The organism is Mediterraneibacter agrestimuris (genome assembly GCF_943193195.1).
GTDB lineage: Bacteria > Bacillota > Clostridia > Lachnospirales > Lachnospiraceae > Schaedlerella > Schaedlerella agrestimuris.
On sequence record NZ_CALPDG010000100.1, the window covers coordinates 1 to 2,558 of the forward strand.

Genomic DNA, 2,558 nt, shown 5'->3' on the forward strand with positions numbered 1-2,558 from the left:
TCATCCTTCTGTCTAATCAAAAAAGAATAAGTCTGTAAGCTGTTTTTCTTGCTTACAAACTTATTATACGAGGAGTGACATAATATGCTGAATATTTTTGTATGTGAAGATAATACCGCACAGAGACGGACTATCGTGCAAATCATTCAAGATACCGTGCTGATAGAAGAACTGGATATGCAGATTGTATTAGATGCAGAAGACCCTTATGTACTGCTTGAAAAGGTCAAGACCAGCCAGAACACAGGCATTTATTTCCTTGATATAGACCTGAACAGCAATATGAACGGAATGAAACTGGCACAACAAATCAGATTGTTTGATCCCCGTGGTTTCATCATATTTATAACCGCACATTCTGAACTAAGCTACATGACCTTTCAATATCGGGTAGAGGCAATGGACTTTGTATTAAAAGATAATCCTACCGAAGCGAAAGTAAAAATCAGAGAATGTCTGTTAAAGGCAATGGAACGCTATACACTCCATACCAACAAGACGCATAAGGTTTATACGATTGAAATCGGCGGACGAAAAATCGGCGTAGATTATGATGATATTTTCTTTTTTGAAACTTCCAGTAACATCCACAAAGTCATTCTCCATGCCAAAGACCGTCAAATTGAATTTTCCGGCACCATAAAAGAACTAACAGGCAAATTAGACGATAACTTTGTGCGCTGCCATCGGTCATTTCTTGTAAACAAAAATAACATAAATGAAATAGATACTAAAAACAGAATCATCTATTTTACCAACGGAGAATCATGCCTGATATCCACACGTATGATGAAAGTATTCTGAAAAAACGCCGTTCCATAATAGGCAAATTCTTCATCATACCCCATAAATCTTTTCATGCTGTTCCTTAATTGATTGTGCATGTGTTTTTTGCCGGACTGGAGGGGTAAGCCGTAACATTTATATTCTCCTTTCTCGCCGTTGAAGGAGTAATCAGCATTTCCGAATATGCCTTTACATAAGATTAGGTTAAATTTCTTGTCTGCATTGGGGCATCATCATAGTATTTGTCCGATGCTCCAGATGAATTACATTTTCAATCCATCTACACTCTCCATCTGAATGTCCAGAAAGACCAGATCAATCATCGTATCATATTTTTCAATTAGTCCCAGCCCATCGTAATAAACTGTTATCTTTATTTCCTATCCAATCTCGTCAGCATACTGATTTAACAGTGTTTTCAAATGATGAACAAAATCCTGTTCGTCATCACATATCGCTATATGCAGCATAGTTGTTACCTCAACGTATAAATATCCAGATAACATTATACTGTAACTCTCCATTTTTCTCAATACAAGAATAACAAGCACTGCCTATGTACGGACACATAGGCGAAATTCCCCATACTTCCCTACCGTCCGTATGATGAAATTTCCATAGGGCAGCATCCCTAACCCTCTTTGATTTCTTTTCCTCTTTTTCTCTGCCAGTCCTTGACCTTTATCACCAAATTTAGAAAGGACGATGCAGAAATGGCAAACAGAACACGCACCAACCGGAATGAATTTCACTTAGATGACAAGGAGCAGTATATCCTTGACGAGAAGTTTAAGCTGTCCGGTATGAAAAGCAAATCCGCTTTTATACGGAAGCTGATTCTATACGGATATGTCTATGACGTGGATTACAGTTTTTTGCGAGAATACAATACAGAACTTGGACGGATCAGCTCCAGCTTAAATCAGATTGCGAAACGGATTAACAGAACAAACCACGTCTATCAGGAAGATATGGACGAAGTAAAGGAGTTGATGAAACAGGTATGGCAGTCACAAAAATCCATGCTATCACAGCAACCGTTGATAAAGCGGCAGACTACATATGCAACCCGGATAAAACGGACGAAAGCATCTACATTTCTTCCTATTCCTGTGCGCCGGAAACCACAGCGATTGACTTTAAATATACCTTAGACCACTGCCGGGAAAACAGCCCCAATAAAGCCTATCATCTGATACAGGCTTTCGCTCCCGGTGAGATCAGTTTTGAGGAAGCGCACCAGATTGGAAAGGAGCTTGCGGACAAAGTTTTAGAGGGGAAATATTCTTATGTTGTCACCATACATATTGATAAAGGTCATGTCCATAACCACATCATTTTCTGTGCCGCCGACAACATGGGACACAACAAATACCATGACTGTAAGCAAAGCTATTACTACATACGAAAATTAAGTGACGAACTGTGCAGCGAGCATAACCTTTCCGTCATTATCCCCGGTGGGGATCAACGACATAAATGCCGTGGAAAAAAATACAATGAATGACAGGCGGACAAGAACAGTACCGCATGGAAAACACAGATAAGAAAAGACATCAACGCTGCCATAAAATCATCCTCTGCTTATGAAGAATTTCTGCTCCTGATGCGGGCGAAAGGCTATGAGATAAAAGGCAAAACCTTTGGAGAAAATCGAGCTGTTGACAAACCTCCTAATTTCGTAAATGTCACAAGATATCATGATAAAAATCCAGCAAAGATAGCAGAAATATTCCAAAGAAAAAGGTCATGGTTCTCTATGCCATGGCCTT

General features: G+C 39.4%; 1 protein-coding gene and 2 pseudogenes. All 3 read left to right on the top strand.

The window, feature by feature from the left end:
- The first annotated feature begins 84 nt into the window (after positions 1-84).
- Positions 85-804 (top strand): LytR/AlgR family response regulator transcription factor, encoded by a 720-nt coding sequence (locus tag NFS18_RS19145; RefSeq protein WP_251393154.1) that lies wholly within the window; start codon positions 85-87, stop codon positions 802-804.
- Positions 805-1,499: 695 nt separating this feature from the next.
- Positions 1,500-1,838: pseudogene (locus NFS18_RS19150) on the top strand (plasmid mobilization protein); the annotation flags it as partial.
- Positions 1,790-2,440 (top strand): annotated as a pseudogene (locus NFS18_RS19890) (relaxase/mobilization nuclease domain-containing protein); the annotation flags it as partial. The pseudogenes NFS18_RS19150 and NFS18_RS19890, both read left to right, overlap by 49 nt.
- Positions 2,441-2,558: the final 118 nt, after the last annotated feature.